This is a genomic window from Mycobacterium sp. NGS57 (assembly GCF_059812405.1).
Genome location: NZ_JCALCP010000006.1, coordinates 1 through 16,190, shown reverse-complemented (window position 1 = coordinate 16,190; position 16,190 = coordinate 1). Strand labels below are relative to the sequence as shown.

At 65.0% G+C, this 16,190-nt stretch carries 15 protein-coding genes and 2 pseudogenes; 6 read left to right on the top strand and 11 right to left on the bottom strand.

All coding sequences use genetic code 11. The annotated features are described in order from the left end of the window. Nucleotides 1–30 precede the first annotated feature (30 nt). Together AC5Y43_RS12825 and AC5Y43_RS12820 are read right to left on the bottom strand one after the other, a co-directional pair. Nucleotides 31–894 (bottom strand): SDR family NAD(P)-dependent oxidoreductase, encoded by an 864-nt coding sequence (locus tag AC5Y43_RS12825; protein WP_499972920.1) that lies wholly within the window; start codon nucleotides 892–894, stop codon nucleotides 31–33. Nucleotides 895–896: 2 nt separating this feature from the next. Next, a complete protein-coding gene (locus AC5Y43_RS12820; RefSeq protein ID WP_499972918.1) occupies nucleotides 897–1,751 on the bottom strand; it encodes an alpha/beta hydrolase in 855 nt (284 codons plus the stop codon). Between AC5Y43_RS12820 and AC5Y43_RS12815 the strand changes: the two genes are divergently transcribed. Then, nucleotides 1,744–2,466 carry a hypothetical protein gene (locus AC5Y43_RS12815; RefSeq protein ID WP_499972916.1) on the top strand — a complete coding sequence of 241 codons (723 nt, stop codon included), beginning with the start codon at nucleotides 1,744–1,746 and terminating at the stop codon, nucleotides 2,464–2,466. The two genes, AC5Y43_RS12820 and AC5Y43_RS12815, sit on opposite strands and share 8 nt — an antisense overlap. A gap of 145 nt (nucleotides 2,467–2,611) precedes the next feature. Here the strand turns inward: AC5Y43_RS12815 and AC5Y43_RS12810 are convergent, their stop codons facing one another. Together AC5Y43_RS12810 and AC5Y43_RS12805 are read right to left on the bottom strand one after the other, a co-directional pair. Beyond that, entirely contained in the window at nucleotides 2,612–3,775 is a 1,164-nt protein-coding gene (locus AC5Y43_RS12810; protein ID WP_499972915.1) for an NDMA-dependent alcohol dehydrogenase, read from the bottom strand. Between the two features lie 19 nt (nucleotides 3,776–3,794). Next, on the bottom strand, nucleotides 3,795–4,589 hold the full coding sequence (locus AC5Y43_RS12805) for an SDR family oxidoreductase (protein WP_499972912.1): 795 nt from the start codon (nucleotides 4,587–4,589) through the stop codon (nucleotides 3,795–3,797). Nucleotides 4,590–5,013: 424 nt separating this feature from the next. Here AC5Y43_RS12805 and AC5Y43_RS12800 point away from each other — a divergent pair, with 424 nt between their 5' ends. Beyond that, nucleotides 5,014–6,252: a cytochrome P450 gene (locus AC5Y43_RS12800; RefSeq protein WP_499972909.1), complete on the top strand. Its 1,239-nt coding sequence runs from the start codon at nucleotides 5,014–5,016 to the stop codon at nucleotides 6,250–6,252. Here AC5Y43_RS12800 and AC5Y43_RS12795 read toward each other — a convergent pair. Further along, complete coding sequence (locus AC5Y43_RS12795) at nucleotides 6,249–7,274, bottom strand: NAD(P)H-dependent amine dehydrogenase family protein (protein ID WP_499973401.1); 1,026 nt, start codon at nucleotides 7,272–7,274, stop codon at nucleotides 6,249–6,251. The two genes, AC5Y43_RS12800 and AC5Y43_RS12795, sit on opposite strands and share 4 nt — an antisense overlap. Nucleotides 7,275–7,405: 131 nt before the next feature. Continuing rightward, nucleotides 7,406–8,164 carry an SDR family oxidoreductase gene (locus AC5Y43_RS12790; protein WP_499972907.1) on the bottom strand — a complete coding sequence of 253 codons (759 nt, stop codon included), beginning with the start codon at nucleotides 8,162–8,164 and terminating at the stop codon, nucleotides 7,406–7,408. 123 nt (nucleotides 8,165–8,287) lie between these two features. Between AC5Y43_RS12790 and AC5Y43_RS12785 the strand changes: the two genes are divergently transcribed. Both AC5Y43_RS12785 and AC5Y43_RS12780 read left to right on the top strand, forming a co-directional pair. After that, complete coding sequence (locus AC5Y43_RS12785) at nucleotides 8,288–9,337, top strand: hypothetical protein (protein ID WP_499972905.1); 1,050 nt, start codon at nucleotides 8,288–8,290, stop codon at nucleotides 9,335–9,337. A 234-nt stretch (nucleotides 9,338–9,571) separates the two neighbouring features. Further along, nucleotides 9,572–10,482 (top strand): annotated as a pseudogene (locus AC5Y43_RS12780) (dihydrodipicolinate reductase). A gap of 104 nt (nucleotides 10,483–10,586) precedes the next feature. On the opposite strand, the gene AC5Y43_RS12775 reads toward AC5Y43_RS12780, so the two are convergent. Next, the gene (locus tag AC5Y43_RS12775) at nucleotides 10,587–11,270 is read right to left on the bottom strand and encodes a TetR/AcrR family transcriptional regulator (RefSeq protein ID WP_499972902.1); all 684 of its coding nucleotides are present in this window, start codon (nucleotides 11,268–11,270) and stop codon (nucleotides 10,587–10,589) included. Between the two features lie 299 nt (nucleotides 11,271–11,569). On the opposite strand from AC5Y43_RS12775, the gene AC5Y43_RS12770 reads away from it, so the two are divergent. Continuing rightward, nucleotides 11,570–12,769, top strand: coding sequence for a cytochrome P450 (locus AC5Y43_RS12770; RefSeq protein WP_499972900.1), 1,200 nt, complete (start codon nucleotides 11,570–11,572; stop codon nucleotides 12,767–12,769). A 246-nt stretch (nucleotides 12,770–13,015) separates the two neighbouring features. Here AC5Y43_RS12770 and AC5Y43_RS12765 read toward each other — a convergent pair whose 3' ends face one another. Continuing rightward, nucleotides 13,016–13,186 carry a hypothetical protein gene (locus tag AC5Y43_RS12765; RefSeq protein ID WP_499972898.1) on the bottom strand — a complete coding sequence of 57 codons (171 nt, stop codon included), beginning with the start codon at nucleotides 13,184–13,186 and terminating at the stop codon, nucleotides 13,016–13,018. Between the two features lie 4 nt (nucleotides 13,187–13,190). After that, nucleotides 13,191–14,003 carry a mycofactocin-coupled SDR family oxidoreductase gene (locus AC5Y43_RS12760; protein WP_499973398.1) on the bottom strand — a complete coding sequence of 271 codons (813 nt, stop codon included), beginning with the start codon at nucleotides 14,001–14,003 and terminating at the stop codon, nucleotides 13,191–13,193. Between the two features lie 110 nt (nucleotides 14,004–14,113). Between AC5Y43_RS12760 and AC5Y43_RS12755 the strand changes: the two genes are divergently transcribed. After that, nucleotides 14,114–14,896: an SDR family NAD(P)-dependent oxidoreductase gene (locus AC5Y43_RS12755; RefSeq protein ID WP_499972897.1), complete on the top strand. Its 783-nt coding sequence runs from the start codon at nucleotides 14,114–14,116 to the stop codon at nucleotides 14,894–14,896. Here AC5Y43_RS12755 and AC5Y43_RS12750 read toward each other — a convergent pair. Both AC5Y43_RS12750 and AC5Y43_RS12745 read right to left on the bottom strand, forming a co-directional pair. After that, nucleotides 14,893–15,972 (bottom strand): NAD(P)H-dependent amine dehydrogenase family protein, encoded by a 1,080-nt coding sequence (locus AC5Y43_RS12750; RefSeq protein WP_499972895.1) that lies wholly within the window; start codon nucleotides 15,970–15,972, stop codon nucleotides 14,893–14,895. The two genes, AC5Y43_RS12755 and AC5Y43_RS12750, sit on opposite strands and share 4 nt — an antisense overlap. A 46-nt stretch (nucleotides 15,973–16,018) precedes the next feature. After that, nucleotides 16,019–16,190: pseudogene (locus AC5Y43_RS12745) on the bottom strand (class I adenylate-forming enzyme family protein); the annotation flags it as partial.

Here is a 16,190-nt window from a genome sequence, read left to right as displayed (position 1 = left end):
CCTTTCCGTTGGTTGATCAGGGCAGGTTGATCAGGGCAGGTTGACCCGGGATGCCAGGCCCACCGTGCGCGTATACGCCTGCGGGGCCAGGCGTTTGATGTTCCAGCCGATCTTGGCGTCGAGCTGCGGCATGCAGTACAGCTCGCCGCGGTCGAGGGCGTCGAGGCAGACGCGGGCCACCTTGTCCGGCGAGAACCCGGCCCAGCGCATCAGTTTGTTGGCCAGCTCGCTGGATTTGGCGGTGATGCGGCCGGATTCGACTCCGGCGTCGACGATGTTGGTCCTGACGAACGTCGGGCACAGCACGGTGACGTTGATGCCGGTGCCGGACAATTCGGCCGCGAGCGTCTCCGACAGCGAGACCACGCCGGCCTTGCCGACGTTGTAGGCGGCCATGCCGGGTGCCGCGCCGAACGCCGCCGCGGAGGCGACGTTGATGATGCCCCTCGGCGCGGGTCCGGCCTCGCGCAGGATCGGGGTGAACACGTGGCAGCCGTGGATGGGCCCCCACAGGTTGACGCCCAGTGTCGAAACCCAGTCGTCGAGCGGCACGTCGCCGATGGCCGCGCCGCCGGCGCCGACGCCGGCATTGTTGATCACCAGCGTGGGCGGCGCTTGAAACCACTCCTGTGCCTGCGCGGCCAGAGCGCTGACGTCATCGAATCGTGAGACGTCGCAACGGATCGCGGTGGCCTTCGCACCCGTCGCGGTGATCGCGTCGGCGGTGCGTTGTGCGGCGACTTCGTCGATGTCGCTGCACACCACCGCGCCGCCGCGGCGGGCGAGTTCCTCGGCGAACGCCGCCCCGATGCCGCTGCCGGCGCCGGTCACCACCGCCGACGCGCCGTGGCTCGGCGCGTTCCTCTTCAGCAGCCTGTCCAACGGGCCCAACATGGTCATCCTTCCGCTAGGGCGCGCGCGTCCTGCAGCGCGTGGGCGATGAACCGCGCGACATAAGCCATCGCCTTAGCCGCATCGGGCGTCATCCGCGGCAACGCCTGGAACACGTGCACCTGGTGCGGCCAGATCTGCAAATCGCAACGGCCGCCGGCGGTTTGGATGTCGGCGGCCAGGTGACGCGCATCCTCCTGCAGCATCTCGGCCCCGCCGGCCTGGATGAGCGTCGGCGGAAGCGGCGGGCCGCCGGCGACGTTGAGCTTGAGCCGCTGGTGGGTGGGGTCGACGCCGGTGTGGTACAGGCTGACCAGGCGGATGGCGTCGGCGGCGCGGATCGCGGGGTCGCGTTGGATCCGTTCCTGCGCCTGGCACAGCGCGAAGGAGAGGTCGTACAGCGGGGAGAACAGCACCACGGCGGCGGGCTGCGCGGTGACGTCGGGCTGCAGCAGCATGTCGAGGATCAGATGCCCCCCGGCCGAATCCCCGCCGACCACAATCTGTTTCGGCGACACGCCGCAGGTCTCCACCAGCCAGTCCCAGCCCGCGCGCACGTCGTCGGCCGCGGTGGGGAAGCGGTGGCGCGGCGCCAGCCGGTAGTCGATGGAAAACACCGGCAGGCCGGTCAGCGACGACAGCCAGGAGGTCAGCCGGCGGTGGGTTTTCGCCGAGCACACGGCGTAGCCGCTGCCGTGCACGTAGTAAACCGCACCGGCTTTCGCGGAAGAGTGTGCGGCCTCGCTGGTGGGCGTGCGCGGGCCGTACACCCATTCACCCTTGACGCGGCGCCCGTCGGGCAACCTGGTGTCGACCTGCTCGACGCGCGTGCCCGCCAGCGACGGGCCGAACGTGGCCATGATCCGCGCGACGATCTGGCGCGACAGCCAGATTCCCCACGCCCGCTCGGGCGGTATCACCCCGCTGATCGGCCGCAATGTGTACGTGCTCACCGCTGCCGCGCCGCGCGAACGCAGTGAACCCCGGGCCGGAACGACGTCCGTCATGCCATGGAGTCAACAACAAATGGTGACATTCGTCAATGGCAGTTTTGGGCGTTGTTGCGACATAGAAAGACAGCCCAACGAGACCCGCAATATTGCCTTCGACCTGTATGTCGATGCCGAGTCCGAGGACCGTGGCATCGATGTCATGCCCGGCCGGGAGCGGATGAACCCGGGCAACCTCGACGAAGACGCCCACGACAAGGTCGCCGAAGACGCCGACGAACAACGTTCCGACCGGGCCGACCTGAGGGCGCACAGCATCGAGGTCAAAAAGGCGTTCGCCCGCACCGCGCGAACCCGCGGTAACGACAACATCGAGACCCTGCAGTCGAGGTACTACCTCGCCTGGTGGTTATGGCGAGGCCACGAATTCGACCCCGCCGGACAACGCGCCCGAAACCTCGTCGACGATTGCGTGCGCCTGCTCGGCGATGACCATCCGCTCACCGGTGCGGCGCGAACCCTCGAAGACCACATCACCAATCGGGACTGGGCCGGGCTGAGCCCATTTTGGGACGGCAGCGCTGAGCCGCTCTTTTTCGCCGCGAGTCGAACCGCACTGCGATAAATCGCAGAAAATTTCGCCGTGTGGTTAGGCTCGCGTCGGCACAAGATCCGCGACAGGGCCTGGAGCAGTTCGGCTTCCGGGTCGGCTGGAAGCTCCTCCGCGGGTCAGCCGACGAAATCGTCCGGGACGCGTCCTTGACGCAACGCTACTCGAAGGCGATGACGCCGCGGATGTTCTTGCCGGCGCGAAGGTCCCTCATGGCCTCGTTGATGTCGTCGAGCTTGTATTTCTGCGTGACCAGTTCGTCGAGCTTGATCAGGCCGGCCTCGTACATCGACAGCAGTTTCGGCATCGCTTCGCGCGGGTTCATCTCGCCGTAGAGCACACCTTTGAACGTCTTGCACGAGCTGACCATGTCGGTGAGGACCATCGGCACCATCAGGTCGGTGATCTTGGGCATCCCGGTCAGCACGCACGTTCCGCCCTTGCGCAGCAACATCATCGCCGTCATGATCATGTCCGCGGGCACGACCCCGGGTGTGAGCACGACCCGGTCGGCCATCACGCCCCAGGTGATCTCCCTGACCAGCTCCAGCGCGGCGCCGGTGTCGACGGCGGTGTGGGTGGCGCCGAACGTCGGTGCGACCTCACGCTTGAACTCGTTGGGGTCGACGGCGACGATGTGCTTGGCGCCGGCGACCTTCGCGCCCTGCACGGCGTTCATCCCGATTCCACCGACGCCGACCACGACGACGGTGTCGCCCGCCTCGGTACCTGCCGCGACCGAGCCCGAGCCGAATCCCGTTGTCACACCGCACGACACCAGCGAGGCGGCCTCCAGCGGGATCCAGTCGTGCACCTTCACCAGCGAGCGCTCGGAGGCCACCACGTACTCGGAGAAGGTGCCGACCTGCATCATCGCCATGAGGTCTTCGCCGCCGAGGTGGCGACGACGGGTGCCGTCGGTGGTCATCGCCTTGTCGTAGATGTCGGCGCCCACGTCGCACAGGTAGGTGTAGCCGGTGGCGCACCATCGACAGCTACCGCAGGCGGGAAAGAACGAGATTGCCACGTGATCACCGGGTTTCAGCGCCTTCACCTCGGGACCGACCGCCTCGACGACCCCGGAACCCTCGTGTCCGCCGAGCATCGGGAACCATTCGGGCACCGGTACGCCGGCCACCCGCATCATCTCTTCCATCTCCGCGGTCGGCACACTGTCGCCGGTATAGAAGTGCTCGTCGGAGTGACAGATCCCGGCGTAGGCCATCTTGACCAGCACTTCGCCCGCGTGCGGCGGGTCGAGATCTACTTCGGTGACTTCCCAGTCCACACCGACACCGCGCAACACCGCTGCTTTCGACTTCATCTGGGTCCCTTTCGTTGGGTCACCATTGCCGGAGTTCCTTCACCGCATCGGAGGCGCGCGGGGCCAGGGTTAGGGACGGGATGAAACTGCTGTTGCCGCACCGAATCACGGCGTTCACGACCTCGGTCAGATGCTCGACGTCAACCAGCCCGCCCAGCATGTACTTGTTCTCCATCCAGTACTTGATCGCGGTTTCCAGAGCGTCGGGGTCCCAGTTCTTGTTGAACTCGGTCTGGGCGTCGCCGCTGCCGCCGAGGCTGTCGCCCACCGCGAGGCGGGTGAAGCCGATCTCCGGATGTTCGATGCGCCAGGCCTCGACGAGCTTGTCCAACGCGCCCTTGGTCACCGCGTACGACCCGAGCAGCGGCCACGGCGTCGTGTAGGACGCACTCAGCGACGACAGGTATACGGCCGAGCCCGCCGCCGCGGCCAGGTGTGGCGCGGCGGCCGCGGTGACCAGCGAGGCGCCGGTGACGTTGGTGGCGAACAACTGCGCCCACTGTTCCGCGGTCACATCGCGCAGTGGCGCCAGCACGCCCATGCCGGTCGTGTACACCAGGGCGTCGAGACCCCCGAGCGCGCCGACCACCTCGGACATCGCCTGCTGACAACTGTCGGTCACCGTGACGTCGCAGGCGACGGCGACCGCGCCGTTGCCCGCGTCCTTTGCGGCGTCGACCAGCCTGTCGTATCGGCGTGCCAGCAGCGCGACATGTGCACCCCGATGGGCGAGCCCGGTGCCGATGCACCGGCCCAGGCCGGCGGAGGCGCCGACGACCGCGACCCGCAGCGGTGGCTGTTTGTCGTCAGGCATCGTCAGCCCTTGTCAGACATCGAGTTTGGCGCACAATTCTGGTCGACCTCACCAGGATCATGTCGTCTGGCTTCATCAGTCTCCTTCTAAGTTGAGAGCGAGGTTATCAGCTGGTAGAAGGAACCATTTCGATTACTGGAAACATTCATTTCCACAGGAACCGCTCCGCCTGCACGAATTATCGTAGCAACATGCAGGTCGTATGTTGAGTGCCAATGACCGACGCCGGTGCGTGACACCGCGCTGTTGCCATCAACCGGGCGGGCGAGTGTGGGGGATATGGATGTGATCGTTCGGATTTGCGTCCATAACACCCATGTTCGGTGCGCCGGGCTGTGCTTTCGCGATTCGGCCGGATCCTGGTCGCACCAACATACATCATGTAGGTTTGCACCCAGGTTCGACGACCGTAGGGAGGTGGCACGTGGCCGAGCCGACCGTCACAGGTGATATCGACCAGCGCATCCGCGAGGCGCAGGAGAAGTTCAACGCCGGCATGGGCGCCGACGGCGACGCAACCCCCTATCCGCTGCTGCGCGAACTGCGCGCGAAGGCCGCCGTCCACCCGGGCTGGCCGGAGATGGGCGTACCCGGGGACGGCGCCGACGGCAAGAAGACGTTCACCGCGTACTCGTTCGACGCCGTCAAAGGTGTTTTCACCGACAACATCACGTTCAGCACCCGCATCTATGAGGACGTGGTCCGGCCGCTGCAGGGGCCGACGATTCTGGAGATGCAGGAGCCCGAGCACGCGACCTATCGCCGATTGCACGAGTTCGCGTTCGCCAGGTCCTCGATGAAACGCTGGGACACCGAACTCGTCGGGCCCCTCGTGGATCGCACGATCGCGAAGTTTCGAGACAAGAAGCGGGTCGACCTGGTCGAGGCGGTGTTCATGCCGATCCCGGTGCGCATCATCGCGGCTCTGCTCGGTTTGCCTCAGTCCGATATCGGTGAGTTCCACCGGCTCGCCATCGACCTGCTGGGTTTTCGCGGCGACATGGACACCGCGCTGAAAGCGTCGGCGGAGATGAAGGAGTACTTCGTCGGCGTGCTCGCCGACCGCCGCAAGTCGCCGAAAGACGACATGGTGAGCATCCTGTCGCGGGCCGAGATCGACGGCGTCAAGATGTCGGACGAGCAAATCTACGGGTTCATGCGCAATCTGCTGCCCGCGGGGGCGGAGACCACATCGCGGTCGACGGCGAGCCTCGCGTTCGGTCTGTTGACCCACACCGACCAACTCGACGCGGTGCGCGCCGACCGCAGCCTGCTGCCGCAGGCGATCGAGGAAGGCATTCGCTGGGAGACACCGCTGCTGAACTTCATGCGGGAAGTCACCACCGACATCGATTTCTTCGGCGTCCAGATCCCGCAGGGCTCGACGATGATGATGAACCTGGGCAGCGCCAACCATGACGAGACGCGATGGCAGGACGCCGAGTCCTTCGACATCTTCCGGGAACGCAAGCCGCACATCGGGTTCGGCCACGGCGCGCATGTGTGTTTGGGGATGCACCTGGCGCGCCTGGAGAGCACCAAGATCTTCGATGCGCTGCTCGATCAATTGCCGGGGCTGCGCCTCGACCCCGACGCCCCGCCGCCCTACGTGACCGGCACGATGTTCCGTTCGCCGCCGCGCCTCGACGTCGTGTGGGATTAAGGAGATCCGTCGCCGAAACCGGTATAGCTGCGGATCAGCGGCAGATCCGCCATGGTGGCGAAACCCGCTGGGGCGGAACATATCGCGGGTATGGCGTTGACGACCTGCAGCGCGACGGCGACGAGGCCGGCCCGCACATGCTCCTCGATCGAGGCCGGCCGCGAAAAGCTGGCCAGGCAGAAGAAGTGCACGCGCATCGACGGGTCCCCTTCGAGCGTGAGGGTCCAGCCGTCGTCTGGTTTGGGCCAGTGCGCCGGGTACTCGCCGCCCACCGTCCACAGCGTCTCGAACTCGATCAGCGGCTCGCCGTTGCGGTGCCCGACGAAGTTCCAGCGCTGCCCGGCGGTGGTGCCAGCGCGCACCTGATGGTCGAAGATCTCAAAGTCCTTAGTGGCCGGCACCGCGTCGACCGTGACGGTGACATCGTCGATCGCGGCGTTCAAAGAATCGGCGACGAACCAAGTCTGCTGGGTGAACAGGCCGGTGTTGAATGCCAAGAACTCGTTGGCCGTCGGGCCGATGTCCTCGGTCGGCCGCCCGAACCACATTCCGTCGAAGGTGATGTCGGTGCTCTCCCACAACGACCAGTCGGCGCGCTCCTGCAGGGTGAACTTTTCGATCGAGCGACTCATCCCGGACAGCGCCAGGGGCAGCACACCGGAGAGGTTGCCCGGGTTGAGCCCGCTGGCGTGGATCGTGGCGTCGCCCTTCTGGCAGGCTGCCAGCAGCCGCCGGCGGTCGGCGTCGGGAATGCGCCTGGGGTGGAACAGAAACGACACGGTCGCGACGTTCTTCCCGCTTTCCAGCAGCGCACACACGTCGTCGAGGCTGGTGAACGACGGCGCGTAGAGCACGAGATCGGCGTCCAGCGCGAGGATTTCGGCGACGTCGGTGGTGGCGGTGACGCCGATCGGGCTGCGGCCGACGAGCGTGCCGATGTCGACACCGTTCTTGGAGTCGGAATACACGCGCGCCCCGACCAGTTCGAGGTCGGGTCGGTGGTCGAGGATCGTGGTGGCCATTTCGGTACCCACCGCACCGGTCGCCCACTGGACGACTCGAAGCCGTCGGGATTTTGCGGTCACCTGCTTGACTCCCTTCGCATGTCGGACGAAGTCCGACCCGCCGTCGCCGTTGACAGTATGCGTGAAAGCTACCGGCTCTTGATGATTCGTGGGGCCAGGTGCACGATCTCGCTGATCACGGTCGGGTTCGCTCGCGAAACCGCGATCAGGGAAAGCATCGCGTTGGCCACGTCGTCGACTGCGGACATCTCGAGCGGGATCTGACCCTCCCGCGCCCACGTCCGGTACAGATCGGCCAACAGGTCGCGATCGGCGCCGCGCAGTATCTCGGTGTCGCAGGTGGGGCCGACGCTCACCCGGATGACGGAGAGGTCGGGATGCTCCGCCCGCCACGAGCGCAGGATTTCGTCGAGCGCGGCCTTGCTCGCGTGGTAGGCGGCCACGCCCGCGCGGGGACGGCCGACGTCGTGGCTGGACGCGACGACGATCGTCGCATTGTCGGCCAGGTGCGGCAGGACCGTCCGCAGCACATGCGAGGCGCCGACGGCGTTGACGGCGTACGCGTGCAGCCAGGTCTCCACGTCGGTGTCTTCGATCAGCGCGAACGGCACGACGGCACTGGTGAATACCACCGCGTCGAGCTTGCCGAACTTCGCCGCGACCTCCCCGATGACGGACTCAACCGCGTGCGGGTCGGACACGTCGAGTTCGTAAGCCGAACCGTCGAGCCGATCGGCGAGTTCAGTGAGTAGACCCACTCGTCGTGCGGCGAGGGCCACGTCGGCGCCCCTCGCGCGGGCGGCGATCGCCAGCGCCTGCCCGATGCCGGAGGACGCCCCGATGATCAGCATGCGCGTCCCCGCGATGTTGGAGTGCCGGTCGCTCATATCCCGCTTCCCTTGCGCAAAGTTGATCCGATTCTCGCATATGAGAATTAATATTCTCTGCGAGGGCGCAGGGTAAGTAAGACCGCGCTCTGCGTGGGAAGCGAACTTGGCAGAAAGCGTGACATGACGAATACCGTTGCCGACCCCGATTCGGAGCCCGTCGAGGCGGGCGGTTCGCCGTCGGCGGTCAGCGTGGGGTGGGGCGTGTTCGTCCTTGCGTACCTGGCCTTCGCGGTCGCGACCGTCGCGACCATCCAATCGGGTACGCACGGCGATCCGCGGATCACCAACCCGTTGCCGGGGCCGCCGCCGTATCCGCCGTTCCTCGGCGTCGAAAATTGGCCGCTGGCGGTGTCTATTAGCTCCATCCCCATGGCGATCGGCCTGATCGGAACGCTGGTGTGGCTCTCGGTGCGACAGCGCAAGGTGCACTGGGCGGTGGTGATCGCGTTCGCGGGCCTCATCACCGGTGCGCTGGATCCGCTGGCCAACTGGGCGACGTTCGCGATCTTCGACCCGCGCATGTTGCACTTCCCGCTGTCCTGGCCGTATGTGAACATCTCTCCGGACCTCGAGCCCGCGCTGTCGTTCCTCGGGGGTTATGCGGCCTACTACCTGCTCACCGGGCTGGGGATGCTGCAACTGCACGACCGACTGCTGGATCCGTGGGCTCGGCGCACCCGATTAGCGCGCCACCGGCTCGTCGCGGTCTTCCTCGGAACGGTCGTCATCGCGATACCGCTCAACGGCCTTATCCAGTTCACCTGGATGAAATTCGGCATCTTCTACTACACCGAGGCGGTCGGGCCGACCCTGCGGATCGGCCACATCCACTTCCCGCTCATCATGGCGGTGTATGACTCGTTCATCTTCGCGATGGTCGCCGTCATGTGCGTCCGCGACGACGGCGGCGAGTTGATGCTGATCACCCGGATCGCCCGCGGACTCCCGGCGCGACCGGGCCGCAGCAAGGTGACGGTGACACGCCAGCTGCTCGTTTCGGTTGCGGTGGGCCTGGTGTCGTTCGCGGTACCGCTGGCGGTGCTGGCCGGGCTGCGGACCGCGGGACTGTCCGAATCCGCCTACGAGCAGAACCCATATCCAAATGTCAAGGTGTACGACCCGTACGGCCATCTCGAGGAATCGGGTAAGCCGGGGCCTTTCTACAAGTGATCCAATTCGTTCGAGCCGTACGGGCTCGGTGATATTTGAACGGAAGGAGCGACGATGAGTGATGACGCCATCGATCGGTACCGTGTCGTCCATATCGGGACGGGTCTTACCGGCCGGGAGGCGCTTCGAGCCACGATCTTCGACCCGGCACTGGAGCTTGTCGGTGTAAAAGTTTCGACGCCGAGCAAGGTCGGAACCGATGTGGGCCGGCTCTGCGGTGTGGCGGACGTTGGCGTGACGGCAACGGCTGACATGGCAGAAATCATTGCGCTGAAACCCGACTGTGTGTCCTACTGCGCGACGGCGGTCCGCCGCGAGGATGAGGCAATCGCGGACATTGCCGCACTCCTGGAATCGGGCATCAACGTCGTCACGATCTCGACCATTCCGATGGTGTACCCGGCGGCAGCGCCGCAACGCTGGCGCGCCGTGCTCGATCCGGCTGCCAAGAAGGGCAATTCAACGTTTTACGCGACCGGTAGTGAGCCCGGCTTCATCAGCCTCAATCTTCCGACTGCCCTTCTCTCCGGCGCGGGTAGGGTGACCTCGTACCGGATGGATGAATACGCGGTCGACTTGGACAAGGCCTATCCCATTTGGGATGTGCTGCATGAATCGATGGGTTTCGGCAAACCGGACGGCCACGTCCCGGTCCGCATAGCCTCGGGCAAGGTAAATCATGACTGGGAGACGGTCGTGCGCTATGTAGCGGACCTGCTCGGCATTGAACTCGACGGCGTAGAACTCGACTGGGAGACATTGCTGGCCCCGTCCGATCTACCAACGGCCCTCGGCGTGGTACTTGTGGACACCGCTGGCAGCTGGCCGGAGTCGTCGACGACCGAAAAGTGGTGGCCGTGCAATACTTCGCGACCGTGAGTTCCACCCCGTGGCCCGAACATTGGCCCAAGCCTTCGCGCGACGGACAGGGTGGCATGGTTTTTCGTGTCGAAGGCGACCCCAGTATGAGCCTGGAACTGTATTTGGAACAGTCGAGCGAAAGCCGGATCAATCCGGGGATCACGGCCACCGCGATGGCCGCGGTGAACGCCATTCCGTGCGTGGTGGACGCGCCGCCGGGCGTCATCGGATCACCGCTGGCCGGAACTGGAATCGTTAGTCGACTCTCCCGCACCCGACGGTGACCCTTTTCGCGCTGCTGCACGAACGAGAGCCGTTCATCGGTGGGTACAGGCGGCAGCGTAGCGGGCGGGGGGACGCCAGCCCCGGGTGGCTGGATGCGCTCTGGTCACGCCAATTTGACTGATCCGCGAGCGCTGGAGGCCCGTTGGCTGGCCTGCGTGAGAGCGGTTAGTGCATCGATGTCGCGGGTCAGCTGGTGGTAGAGGACGGCCGGTCCAAGCCATCTGCCCACGAGACTGCGGAGTGCCACCGGGTTGAGCGGCCGCTCGGGAGGATCGAGCAGAATCGACTGCAGCGTGCGTACAGCGAGTTCGATGAGGTCGTCCATCGCAGCGTGGTCGAAGCCATGGGCGGCCCAGTCGACGTCATAGCGTCGGAACATTTCTCGTCCGAGGCCAAATGCCGCACCGGCGGTGAACGAGGCCGACGTGCCACCCGGTAACCGTGCGTCTAGGACGCGCGCCATCAGCGGGTCGTCGGCGAACTCCTCGGCCGCGAATGCGACGCCCTCGACGACGGCAGCCGCCGGATTTGTCCACCCACGCAGGTGATCGGCTAAACGATCGAGAAAGCCGTTAGCCGAACGCATCTGGCTGCCGACCACAAGCGCCTCGGCCCCGGGAAAGTAACGGTAGATGGTCTGGCGGCTCACTCCCAGAACGCGGGCCAAGTCGCTGACGCGGATGGCCGATCCGCCTTCGGCAACCAAGGAGTCAACCGCGTCGAGAATCCTGTTGACGGCTTCCTCATCGGAGGCCGGCGTGCGGCCCGACCATCCATGGCTACGCAAGGGGAAGGCCCATCATCGTGCTCCAGTTCGGTATGACGTGACAACCTGTAGCTAGTAGTATTGCGAACCGGGGCCGAGGTCAACGATATCTTGTCGCTTCACACGTGCCAGTTCGTATGAACTCTCAAGAACACATGCGCGACTGGCGCGCAGGAATTCCTCTTCACCACACCACGCGAATCCGCAACAGTCAACGACGACGCAACATTTTGCTGTGACTTGTCTTGTCAGTTGGCGCTAGGTCTGCTGTGATACATGAAAGGAATCGCGGCAGGTTCCACTGCACCCGGAGGCGGACCATGACCGTAACTGAGGTCAACGACATTCGGTACGACCCCTACGATATGGAACTTTTGGCCGATCCCTATCCAGTGTTCCGGCGGCTGCGCGAGGAGTCGCCGCTGTACTACAACGAGCAATACGATTTCTATGCGCTCAGTCGTTTCCAGGACGTGAGCCGCGCGCTCGTCGACACCGGCACCTTCAGTTCAGCCCGCGGAATGATCCTCGAAGTGATCAAGGCCAACATCGAGATACCGCCCGGCTGTATCGTTTTCGAAGACCCACCGGTTCATGACATCCATCGCAAATTGCTCGCGCGGATGTTCACCCCCCGCAAGATTGCCGAACTCGAGGACAAGATCCGTGCGTTTTGCGCACAATGTCTCGACCCTCTCGTCGGCACTGGACGTTTCGATTTCATCGCCGACCTCGGCGCTCAGATGCCGATGAGAGTCATCGGAATGCTGGTCGGCATTCCCGAGCACGACCAAGAACAGGTCCGGGAACGCTCGAATGCCGCGCTGCTCACCGAGGCCGGCCAGCCCATGACCCTGGCCTCAGAAGGCGTCCACTACGACGAGGTGTTCGCCACTTATCTCGACTGGCGCGCCGAACACCCCTCCGACGACATCACCACCGAACTCCTCAACGTCGAGTTCGACGACGAGACAGGGGTCCGCCGAAAGCTGACCCGCGACGAAATCCTGCTGTACATCGGCCTCGTCGCCTCCGCAGGCAACGAGACCACCACCCGACTCCTCGGCTGGGCAGGAAAGGTTCTCGCCGATCATCCCGACCAGCGGCGCCAAATCGCGGCCAATCATCGGTTGATTGCACAGACAATCGAGGAACTGCTGCGCTACGAACCCCCCGTACCGCACCTCGCCCGCTACGTCACCCGTGATGCCGAGTGGTACGGCCACACAGTGCCCGAAGGCAGCGTCATGATGCCGCTGATCGCATCAGCTTGCCGTGACCATCGCCAATTCCCGCCTGACGGAGACACGTTCGACATCCATCGCCAGCCGCGTCAGCACCTGGCATTCAGCGTGGGAGCGCACTTTTGCCTAGGAGCGGCACTCGCCAGGCTGGAGGCACGAATCGCGCTCGAGGAAATCCTCAAGCGCTTCCCCGAATGGGACATCGACACCCAGAACGCACACTTATCATCAGCGTCGGCTGTCCGAGGCTGGGAATCGATGCCCGCGTTCATCTAGCTCAGACGCATCGGCGGTGTTCGTCGGTGGTCTCCTGCCCGTCCCCGGCCAGTCGTTCGTCGAACACCCGTACGCCAACCCGATGCGATCACGTCTCCTCAGCCACAAGAGCATGGTGACGCCGTTCGGGCTCAGCTGGGGGTCGTGCGGAAGGCTTCTACCACGACTGCCCGGAAGCGTTGGCGCGTTATGCATTCGACGAACTGAGGTACCAATCGTTCACCGTGTTCACCGAGCGGTGCCCGATCAACCGCTGGCCCGATGCGGCATCGCGCCCCACGTGCTGATGCGGGACGACCGCACGGTGGGGGAGTCGTGGGCCCGGCGCAGTGCGGTCGCCAGGATCAGGGCACAGGTCGTCGAATTGGACGGCGGCCACTCACCCTCCTTTTCCCGCCCGGCCGAACTGAGCGCCATCCTGCTACGCCTGAGCGACTCCGACATCCACGGAGATCGCGGCCGCGGTGACGAATTTCGACTCATCCGAGGCCAGCCACGAGACGGCGTTTGCCACATCCTCGGGCATCGTCACCGCGTTGGGTAGCAGCTGCTTGCTGAATCCATATTGAGGATGGGAATAGGAATCCGCCGCCTGCTGCATCGCTTCGATCATCCGGCCGCTCCCCATCGGCGTCGCGACCGACCCGGGGTGAAGGCTGTTCACCCGGATGTCGTAGCGGCCGAGCTCCACCGCGAATGATCGCGCGAGTCCCGTGACGCCGTGCTTGCTTGCCGTATAGGCGACCATGAAGGGTTCCATCTTCACTCCCGCCACCGATCCAATGAGAATGATCGACCCGCCGCGTCCCCCGGCAATGAGGTGTTTCGCGCCAGCCATCACCGTGTTCCACGTACCGACCAAGTTGATGTTGATCGTGTCCTGAAAGTCGCTGGGGGAAACCTTATCCCAAGGAGCCGGACAGCATATGCCGGCGTTGGCGACGATCACGTCGAGCCGGCCCAGTTCGGCTACCCCCTTGTCGACGGCCGCGCACAGGCCGTCGTGATCGCGGGTGTCGACGATCGCGGTGACAGCGCGCCTGCCATTGGCCGCGACGAGGTCGGCGGTCTCCGCCAAGTCATCGGGGCTTGCGGAATCGTATGGGACGCTTGGCGGCAGGGGGCCGGCGAGGTCGACAAGGATTGCGTCGGCGCCGTCGGCGCTCAACCGGACAGCGTGAGCGCGGCCCTGGCCGCGGGCGGCCCCAGTGATGAATACGACCTTGCCCGTCATGTCTGGCACACCGGTACGCTACACCAACGCGCCAGCTGGTGAGAATGGTCTTTACCTTGCTGTGAGAATGAGTATTCTACCGGTGGTACACAACCGAGAGGGAATGGTCCATGGGCGTGCTCAACGGACAGACCGCGTTCATCCTGGGAGCATCGGCGGGAATCGCCCAGGCCAGCGCCAGGCTCCTGGCCGCGGACGGCGCCACGCTGTATCTGCTCGGCAGATCGAGCAAGCGCCTCGACGCAACTCGCGAAGGGATCCTTGCGGTGGCTCCGGAAGCCGAAATCGTGCTGCAGAAGGGAGATCCGGAGGACGAACCCACCGTCGCAGCAGCCGCGCAGGCGGCCTATGACGTCAAGGGGCGACTGGACATCGTCGTCGGCACTGTGGCATCCGGGGGCACCGGCCCGCTTATCGAACAAGATCTCGACACCTTCACCAACTTTGTGATGGGAAATCTCCGATCGAACTTCCTGGCGTTGCGGTACTCCGCACCGCTCATGACGAACGGTGGGTCGATCGTGTTCATCTCGTCGACCTCTTCGAAGATTCCGATGGAGGGCCTGGGACACTACTCGGCGGGCAAGGCCGCGCTCGAGATGATGATTCGGGTCGCAGCATCTGAGCTGGGCCCGAAGGGAATCCGCGTCAACGCCGTCCGTCCGGGCTTGACCGAGGCGGCCACGACTCAGGGCTACATACACCTGGAGGAGTTGACCAGCAGCTTTCTCGAGCGCGTTCCGTTGGGGCGGCTCGGGGCGTCGGACGATATCGCTCCCGGCGTCCGGTACCTGGCGGGCCCCGAGTCGAGCTGGATCACCGGGCAGAGCTTCGCGATCGACGGCGGCAACGAGGTCAGGGGCGCACCGCGCGGCCCAATGTTCACCGTCTAGTCGAAATCCAACGCGTTGCGGGGCGCGGTGATCGGCAGGTCCAGTGACGTCGCGATGCCCGGGGCTGCGTCGACGACGTACGGGATGGCGTTGACAACGCGCATGGCCGTCGCCTCCATGGCGTTGTCATTCGCCGAAGCCGCGGTGTCCTCGGTGCCGAAGCGAAGATCGCAGTGGATGTGTGGTTCGCCCTCGATGACGATGCGGTAGGTGCCATTCGGCGCCGACGCCCATTCCGGGGCCAGGTCTTGCGCCATCCTGTTGATGTGTTCGATGGTGATCATCGGGTGGCCGTCGACGACCCCGGTGGTCTCGGCCCGCACCGCCCCACAGGTGCCCGCGGGAATCAGCCCGCATGCCACGTGCAAGTCCCTGGGCGTGGCTACGCGTTCGTAGCTTTCGGTGATTTCGTCGAGCTCGACACCGAGGGCGCGCGCCACCAGACCGATCGGTGGGCCCCAGGCGAATTGCTGTGCCCCCTCGAGCTCCAGCAGCGGCGTGAAGTCCAGCGGCCGGCCAAAGCCCATCGCGTCGAACATCAAGTATTCGTTCGGGTAGGCCGAGTAGTCGAAGATCTCCTGCGCGCGGACCGAGCGGATGGTGTTGGACAGGGTCGACAGCAGGACGGCGAACTGGTCGCCGGCGAATCCCGGTTCGATGCCAGAGGTGTATATCGTGACACCGCCGGCGAGCGCCGCGGCACGAACCTGGTCGGCCAATGCGGGAATCCACCTGTCGGGGAACATCATTCCCGGCGTGTTGGTGGTAACCACGTTGACGCCGCCCTTCAGCAAGCGGGTGTAGTCGCGAACCGCAGCCGCGTCCATGTCGGCGCTGGTCGCCGTGTAGACCACGCAGTCGGGCTTGAGCTTGATGATGTCGTCGAGATCGGCGGTGGTCGTCACGCCGATGGGGCCGAGCCCGACGATCTCACCGACATCGCGGCCGGTCTTCTCGGGACTGTGCACCCACACACCGACCAGGTCGAGGTGCCGGCGGCGGCTGATCGCGCGCAATGCGATGCTGCCGACCCCTCCCGTCGCAATGACCGCCACGCGTAAGACTCTGTCGCCCATCATGTTTACTCCTTGCCTTGATCTCGACACGGGTGTTTGCCACCCTTCAGCGGCCCGCCAACAGTCCGCTGAGCTGCTGCGCCAGCTCCGACTTCTTGAGCTTTCCGGTCGCGGTGAACGGAAGGCCCTGCTTGTCGGTGACCCAGATGAACTTCGGCACCTTGTACGCCGCCAGCCGCCCACGCAATTGCGTCCGCAGGGCTTCGCCGTCGAGTGTC

Excerpts from the sequence above, each read along its gene's own strand:
- AC5Y43_RS12825 (WP_499972920.1), bottom strand. The coding sequence starts at position 894 with ATGTTGGGCCCGTTGGACAGGCTGCTGAAGAGGAACGCGCCGAGCCAC.
- AC5Y43_RS12820 (WP_499972918.1), bottom strand. The coding sequence starts at position 1,751 with ATGGCCACGTTCGGCCCGTCGCTGGCGGGCACGCGCGTCGAGCAGGTC.
- AC5Y43_RS12810 (WP_499972915.1), bottom strand. The coding sequence starts at position 3,775 with ATGAAGTCGAAAGCAGCGGTGTTGCGCGGTGTCGGTGTGGACTGGGAA.
- AC5Y43_RS12805 (WP_499972912.1), bottom strand. The coding sequence starts at position 4,589 with ATGCCTGACGACAAACAGCCACCGCTGCGGGTCGCGGTCGTCGGCGCC.
- AC5Y43_RS12795 (WP_499973401.1), bottom strand. The coding sequence starts at position 7,274 with ATGGCCACCACGATCCTCGACCACCGACCCGACCTCGAACTGGTCGGG.
- AC5Y43_RS12790 (WP_499972907.1), bottom strand. The coding sequence starts at position 8,164 with ATGAGCGACCGGCACTCCAACATCGCGGGGACGCGCATGCTGATCATC.
- AC5Y43_RS12785 (WP_499972905.1), top strand. The coding sequence starts at position 8,288 with ATGACGAATACCGTTGCCGACCCCGATTCGGAGCCCGTCGAGGCGGGC.
- AC5Y43_RS12770 (WP_499972900.1), top strand. The coding sequence starts at position 11,570 with ATGACCGTAACTGAGGTCAACGACATTCGGTACGACCCCTACGATATG.
- AC5Y43_RS12765 (WP_499972898.1), bottom strand. The coding sequence starts at position 13,186 with ATGGCGCTCAGTTCGGCCGGGCGGGAAAAGGAGGGTGAGTGGCCGCCG.
- AC5Y43_RS12760 (WP_499973398.1), bottom strand. The coding sequence starts at position 14,003 with ATGACGGGCAAGGTCGTATTCATCACTGGGGCCGCCCGCGGCCAGGGC.
- AC5Y43_RS12755 (WP_499972897.1), top strand. The coding sequence starts at position 14,114 with ATGGGCGTGCTCAACGGACAGACCGCGTTCATCCTGGGAGCATCGGCG.
- AC5Y43_RS12750 (WP_499972895.1), bottom strand. The coding sequence starts at position 15,972 with ATGGGCGACAGAGTCTTACGCGTGGCGGTCATTGCGACGGGAGGGGTC.